The 7,440-nt window shown below is 26.7% G+C and carries 6 protein-coding genes and 1 pseudogene; 3 read left to right on the forward strand and 4 right to left on the reverse strand.

All coding sequences use genetic code 4. The annotated features are described in order from the left end of the window. Window positions 1-212 precede the first annotated feature (212 nt). A pseudogene (locus C6B38_RS10365) lies at window positions 213-323 on the forward strand (IS30 family transposase); the annotation flags it as partial. 420 nt (window positions 324-743) lie between these two features. Here the strand turns inward: C6B38_RS10365 and aspS are convergent. From aspS to C6B38_RS07415, 4 genes are all read right to left on the reverse strand, one after another. Then, entirely contained in the window at window positions 744-2,477 is a 1,734-nt protein-coding gene (gene aspS / locus C6B38_RS07400; RefSeq protein WP_105299153.1) for an aspartate--tRNA ligase, read from the reverse strand. Further along, window positions 2,477-3,733, reverse strand: coding sequence for a histidine--tRNA ligase (hisS, locus tag C6B38_RS07405; RefSeq protein WP_105299154.1), 1,257 nt, complete (start codon window positions 3,731-3,733; stop codon window positions 2,477-2,479). The genes aspS and hisS overlap by 1 nt, the downstream gene beginning before the upstream one ends. 320 nt (window positions 3,734-4,053) lie before the next feature. Beyond that, complete coding sequence (locus C6B38_RS07410; RefSeq protein ID WP_105299155.1) at window positions 4,054-4,800, reverse strand: hypothetical protein; 747 nt, start codon at window positions 4,798-4,800, stop codon at window positions 4,054-4,056. Window positions 4,801-5,070: 270 nt separating this feature from the next. Next, window positions 5,071-6,030: an IS1/IS1595 family N-terminal zinc-binding domain-containing protein gene (locus C6B38_RS07415; RefSeq protein ID WP_105299156.1), complete on the reverse strand. Its 960-nt coding sequence runs from the start codon at window positions 6,028-6,030 to the stop codon at window positions 5,071-5,073. A 152-nt stretch (window positions 6,031-6,182) separates the two neighbouring features. Here C6B38_RS07415 and C6B38_RS09430 point away from each other — a divergent pair, with 152 nt between their 5' ends. Further along, window positions 6,183-6,425 carry a hypothetical protein gene (locus C6B38_RS09430; protein ID WP_146693359.1) on the forward strand — a complete coding sequence of 81 codons (243 nt, stop codon included), beginning with the start codon at window positions 6,183-6,185 and terminating at the stop codon, window positions 6,423-6,425. Window positions 6,426-6,751: 326 nt separating this feature from the next. Next, on the forward strand, window positions 6,752-7,440 hold a 689-nt coding region (locus tag C6B38_RS07425; RefSeq protein ID WP_199558618.1), incomplete at its 3' end, for a UPF0236 family transposase-like protein.

Here is a 7,440-nt window from a genome sequence, read left to right on the forward strand (position 1 = left end):
AATATTGTTATAAAATTGCCGGATATGATGAAATTAATATTTTTAATAAAGAAATGGAATACTTAATCACAATAGATAAAAAAGATAACACTGTATCAATAAATAATTACATAGAAAAATTAAAAAAGGAACTGGAATTCTTGGAGCTTATATTAAAGGAGAATAAATAATATGTGAAAAGATGAAGATGGCAAAGTTTACACAGAAGAAGAAATAATGTTAATCAGAAAAGAATAGATTGAGCAGTTAATGTTATAAATGATAAACTCCGACCGTGTTTAAATTGAATAAGTGCAAAAAAAATGTTTTTACAGAATATTTAAAGAAATTTATTAATTTTAAAATTTAATAAATGCTTTTTTAGTATGATTAAATATGCTTAAATTAAGTTATATTTATAAAATATTTTATTTTTTTTAAAGTTGCATTTGTTAAAAATGATGTTATCATCAAATTAACAAGAGGCAAAAATTACTGCTTGCATTTACAGGATTCCAATTATAAATATTTAAAGATGCTGTCCTTGTTTTGAATCAATTAGTTATTTTAGGTTTTTTCAAATAAAAAACCATTTTAGTAAATGGTTTAATTATTCTTATTTAATTTCTTTATATTTTTATACCCCAATCTTTTTTATGCAGTCATATTTTTTTAAAAAAGAGTTGCATTTGTTAAAAATGATGTTATAATAAAATTAACAAGAGAAAAAATTTTCTGCTTGAATTTACAGGATTCCTATTTTATTATTTTAACTTAATCCCTAATTCATCCAACTGTTTGCCGTCAACTGGACTTGGTGAAGCTGTCATTGGTTCAATTCCTGTTGCATTCTTAGGAAATGCAATCACATCACGAATTGATTCACTATTCGTTAAAATCATCGCTAACCGATCAAGACCAAAAGCAATTCCGCCATGGGGTGGAACACCATAATTAAAAGCATTTAAAAATCAACCAAATTTATTCGCAATTTCTTGGTTTGATAATTGTAACGATTTAAACATTCGTGTTTGAACCTCGTTTTGATGAATACGAATGCTCCCGCCCCCAATTTCATAACCATTTAAAACTAAGTCATAAGCATCAGCCCGAGCAGTTGCCATGTTCTGTTCAAAATTATCAATAAATTCACTAGTTGGTGCAGTAAACGGATGATGAGCTGCTTCATAACGATTATTCTCATCTGATCATTCATATAATGGTCAATTAACAATTCATAAGAAGTGATATTCATTCAATGGGATTAAATCAAACATTTTAGCTAATGCTACACGTACTGCTCCTAAAGCTTGACAAGTAATTGCTTTTTCATCACTAACAAAAAAGAATGTTCCTGCCTGTTTATTACATACTTGTAATAATTTTGTTTTTTCATTATCACTAAGTGCTTTAGCAAGTGGTCCTTCTCAATTATTCTTTTCTTGTTTAACTCACGCCAACCCTTTGGCTTTGTTTTGTTGGGCAATCCGAGTTAATTCTTCAACTTGTTTTTTACTTACTAATTGTGGAATAAAAATCCCTTTTAAACTTAACTCTTTTTTTAACGCTGTTGCAAAGATACTAAATTCAGTTTTAGCAAAAATATCTTTTGCATCAAATAACTGTAAATCATAACGCGTATCAGGTTTATCGGTTCCATATTTTTCAATTGCTTCATCATAATCCATCCAAAGAAATGGCGTTTTAATTTTAACCTTCATCACATCTTGCATAATTGTGTGAAATAGTGTTTCAACAAAATCCATAATATCATCTCGAGTAACAAAACTCATTTCTAAATCTAATTGTGTAAATTCTGGTTGACGATCACTACGTAAGTCTTCATCACGAAAACACTTTGCAATTTGAAAATATTTATCAAATCCAGATAACATTAATAACTGTTTAAATAATTGTGGGGATTGTGGTAAAGCAAAAAAATGATGAGGATTTAAACGCGATGGAACTAAAAAATCACGGGCACCTTCTGGCGTTGATTTGTTTAAAATTGGTGTTTCAATATCAATAAATTGATGAACTTGACAAAATTGGCGAATTGTTTGTACTAATTGATTTCGTAACATAATTTTTTGTTGCATTATCGGACGACGTAAATCTAAATAACGATATTTCATCCGAACATCTTCTAAGGCATCCGTTATATCATTAATAATTAATGGTGGCGTTTGGGCTTTTGATAAAATTGTGATTTGTTCAGCGGCAATTTCAATTTCCCCGGTTGGTAATTCTAAATTCTTATTTTTTCGTTCAATTACAACACCTTCAACACTAATTACAAATTCATTCCGAATTGTATTAATCATCGCATATTGGGGGTGATCTGGTTGCACGACAATTTGGATAATTCCTGTTCGATCTCTTAAATCTAAGAAAATAATCCCCCCTAATCGACGATTCTTTGCTACTCAACCACTTAAAACAACTTTTGACTTAACATTTTTTAATGTTAATTCCCCACAAGGATGTGTTCTCTTCATTATTTCTTCTCCTTACTTAAAACTGCAATAATCTTTTCAAACTTAACTTCTTGTTCTTTTCCAGTTTGTTGGTTTTTAATTTTCACAACATTTTTTTTCAATTCTTCATCACCAATAATAATAGCATTTTTCGATTTTAATCGTTCTAATGATTTAAATTGGACTTTAACACTCCGTGTTAAATAATCACAATCAGCACGAAAACCACTTGCTCGTAGTAATAACAACAACGAAGGAGCAAAATGGCGAGCATGATCGGATAAACAAATTAAATAAGCATCAAGATAAGACTCATCAGCTAGTACAATATCATTCGTAGCTAAAGTTAATAACAATCGTTCTAACCCTAAGGCAAATCCTACCGCTGGATAATCTAAACTTGGTTCAAACGTATGAACTAATTGATCATAACGACCTCCCCCTAATAAGGTTAATTCTCGGTCTTGATCCTTAATCACAATTTCAAAAACAATGCCAGTGTAATAATCTAATCCACGTACTAATTGGGCATCTAAGCTAAAAGGAATTCCTAATTTAGTTAACAACTTTTGAATTGCCACAAATTCTTCATTTTCTGTTGGGATTAAATAATCATAAATTTTTGAAGCATTACCAAATTTATCATGATCAATTTTACAATCTAATACTCGTAATGGATTCTTTTGTACCCGAATTTTACAATCAGCACATAATGTTTGGTCTTGGAAGAAAGCTCTTAACACGCCAAGATACTTTGTGCGTGCTTCACCAACCATTAAATAATTTAGTTTTAATATTAAGTTTGTTAATCCAAGAGTTTTTAATAAATTATACCCAAGTAAAATTACTTCAACATCTAATAAATAATTCTTAGCTCCGACCACTTCAACCCCAAACTGATTAAACTGACGTAAACGACCATGTTGAGGTCGTTCATAACGAAACATATTCCCAAGGTAAAACAACTTTAACGGTAATTCATATTTCCCATATAGTTTATCTTCAATAATGCTGCGAATAACAGGTGCTGTTCCTTCTGGGCGTAAAACAAATGCTCTTTCTTTTTTATCTAATAATTCAAACATTTCTTTGCTAACAATATCGGTTTCTGCTCCTACTGAACGGACAAATAAATCTTTTGCTTCAAAAATTGGCGTTCTAATTTCATGATAGTTATATTGCATAGCAAGACTACGCAACATTAATTCTAGGGCACTTAATTCACTTGCTTTTTCATAATAAAGATCTTCAGTTCCTCGTGGTTTTTGAATATTCATAACTAACTTCCCTTCTAAATAAAAAAATAAAAGATTGCTTAGGAACGGAAAATCGAGGTGCCATCCTATTTCATTATCTTTTAGTTAATGAGCTTACTTATCAAAATTTATTAAATTTTATCTTCATGTTGTCATCACGCTTTAAAATTACAATAGTTTCCACCAGCCACTATTTCTCTGTTAAATTATTGTCAACAATAATCTCTTTCAATTAAAATTATACCTATTTTTTAAGAAAAGTAAAATAAATTACCAAATTAAATTAAATAATACAAAAAGGGTTAAGGAGGAACTTAACCCTTTTTACCATTAATAAAGTATTAAACATCTTCTTTATAATATTTATTTCATGCTGCAATATCATCATTTTCATTCTTATTAACTGGTTCTAATGTTGGTCGTTTTTCTAATTCAATTTCATCTTCAACATTATTATTTTTTTTCCGCGAATCAATGATAAATTCTTTATCCGGTGGTGTTCGATTTTGTAACGCTTGAATTTGCATTCTAATTCGTGACATCGTTAATTTTTTATCTTTAAATTCAATCATTCATTGAATTGGTAATATTAATGGATCAATTTTTTCCGCATTACGAATAATCATTAATAGCATATTAATAAATTTGCCAAATCCTTCTTCACCTTTTCAATGTTCCATTTCTAATGGATCATACATTAATTGATTTTTAACTAAATCATAATTTGAAGCATGTGCTTCAGTAATTTTTTCTGCTCATTCTGTTTCAGAAATTAAATAAAAATTAGTTGATAAACTACAATTAAATAAATGTTGTTGATTTTTAAATAATGAGAAATTAAACTTATCAACAATAATGGCACTAATACTAATTGTTAAACCAGTTAAATCAGTTACTTCTTTCATTCACTGAAAGATTGCTTGAACATAACGAAGAATAAATTTTAATTTTCCTGACGAATAAAGAATTGTTTTTCAACTTTCATAATCAAACTGATATTCTGCATCATGTCGTACTTCACGAATATTTTCATCAGGTTCTAATGCTAAAAAGTCTTCAACTGATAAAATAATCATATCTTTTTTCATATGGTTTTTTCTCCTAGATGGCCTATCTCATTGACACATTTTCTATTTAATTATATCACAAAACTAGGGAGAAAACTAGTTTATCACCAGCTCAGTTTTGCTCCGATGGGATGAAATAATCCTTATGAAAATCAATTTAAAACTTCCCTTATCTCAGTTTTATATTGTTTTTTTAATTTTGTAGAAAACTCTTGATGAAGTGAAAAAAAATATCAACAAGACAACTTGAAAATGAATTTACTGTAAGATTATTATTTTTATTTAGCTTTTTTAAACGTTAAAATATAATACCGTTGATTGTTGGTTGGGTGTTAAACCTTTATGTTGGTATTTTCATTTTCAGAGATTTAAATAATTTTGAATATTAGTGAAACCCAAACCATGATAATGAATTAAGGATTCTTTAAGACTGGATTGTAATTTACTAATCTTATTTAACTTTTGATAACTAGTATCAGGGTTTGTACTAGTTTTGGTGGAATATAGAGTAGAATTTGTTTGTTTTGCTACTAATAAATATAGTGGTTGCATATCAGAAATAATCATTGATTTTTCTTTAATCAATTGCTTATTCATATTTTCAATAATTCACTGTTTTTGTAATCGTTTGGTATTGGTAGATTGAACAAAAATATTATTATTTTTATCAACTGCCATTTGAATACAGCATTTGGTATTGGTTGAAAATGGATCGAGATGAGTTTTTCGCTTATCAAATTTATCTTTAAAATTACCTTTATGGATTTCTTTAATAAAAGTTTCATCAATTTGGATTTGACCATTTAATTTTTTAAATTTTAATTGAGTATTTTCTAATTGTTTTGATTGCATTAATTTTTGTCGATTATACCAAGCGGTTTTTGGTGTTGTTTTAATAAAGCGAGAAATTATTTTACTAGATTGTCCTAACAATGAAATTTGAATTAATAAATTTCATTGTTCATAATTTAAATGACTTCAATAAGTAAAATGATGACGAAAAGCATCAAAACTAGCACGACATTTTTTACATAAATATTTTTGTTTTCCTTCGGGATTATGACCATTTTTAACACAATGAAAAGATTTGCAATTAGGACATGTAATACCTTTATCTCTAAATTTTTGATCAATTTCATTTAAACGTTTTTGTTTTTTAATTAATTCTGCTTGTTGCTTTATTTTTTCATAAAATTCTAAAAATTGATCATCTGTTAAACTATTTATTAATTCTGTAATTATTTTTTCCATCAATTATTTACCTCTTACATTAAAAATATACCTAATTTTAGGTATATTTTATAAATATCAAGAGTTTTCTACAAAATTAAAGCAAAGAATAATGATAAAAATTTATTTTTTTTGATAATATGTTATTAAAAAAAGAACAAGTGGAGGAAAAAGTGGAAAAAGAATCTAAAATTGAATTTGAAACTGAATTTGAAAAAATTGAAGCAGAAATAAAATCTTTTTTTGAATATAAACCAAAAAGTGAAGAACAAATAAAAAAAGAAAATGAATTTTTTAAAGAAATATTTTGAGAAAAATATAATAAACATGTTAACGATGAAAAATGTCAATTTACTGGTGCAAGAGGATTGTGTTATAGAAAAGCAAAAAAAAGGATATGAATGTATTGTATGTAATAGTCCATGTTGCTACATTTGTTATAAAAATTATTATAATTGTAAAGAATGCCTTTTTTGTTTTAGTGATGATGATTCTGATTTTAAATATTATTTAAAAATTTATTTTAACGAAAATTATTATAAGCAAGGTTAAAAAATCTTGTTTTTTTATTTTAAATTAAGATATAATATATTTGTTATCAAAAAAGTATCAAAATTGTATTAAATAATATTAAAAAAATTAAATATTGGAAAAACAAGTTAAAAATAACTTGTTTTTTTAGGTGTTGATTTTAATGTGTGTGATGATTTATTTTTAAATCAGGAAAGGAAACAACTTTAAAATGGATATTAATAATATTATTAATGGTGACAACTTTTTTAATAAAACATATGAAGATTTGAATAGATATGCTGTTGGAGAAATTGCATATAGGTTAGAAAAGTGAGATGATCTTATTTTTCAAAATTATCAAAAATATGATAAATTTAAACATTATCGAGTAAAAGATAATATTAAAAGAACATTAATTACTTTAAAAGGTAAAATAACGTTTAACAGACGAAGATATTATAAAATTAACCCAATAACAGGAAAAGAAGAATATATTTTTATTTTAGATGAAGTTTTACTAATTAAAAAATGACAAAAAGTAGGAAATGATGTTAAAGAAAGAATTTTATTGTTTTTAAGTGATGATAAAAAATACCGCGATATTTTACATGCCTTAGAACAAGCAAAAATTAGTTTAATGTCAATTTCAAATATTATAAAAAATGCAACAACAAACGACAAATATTATATTAATAATACCACTATTAAAATAAAAGTTCCGCATACTTTATATATTCAAATTGATGGAACTTTTCTTAAAATAGAATACGATAGAAAAAAGGTTAAAAAACACACCTTATTATCTACTGTTCATACTGGTTATGATCAAGAAAAATCAACCGAAAAAAGACATGTAATTGCAAATAAGTTAGGTGTTTACGAAATAGATAATATTCCAATTTATATTTCTAAAAAAAC

The sequence above is a fragment of the Spiroplasma sp. ChiS genome (assembly GCF_002968355.1).
Classification (GTDB): Bacteria; Bacillota_I; Bacilli_A; order Mycoplasmatales; family Mycoplasmataceae; genus Spiroplasma; species Spiroplasma citri.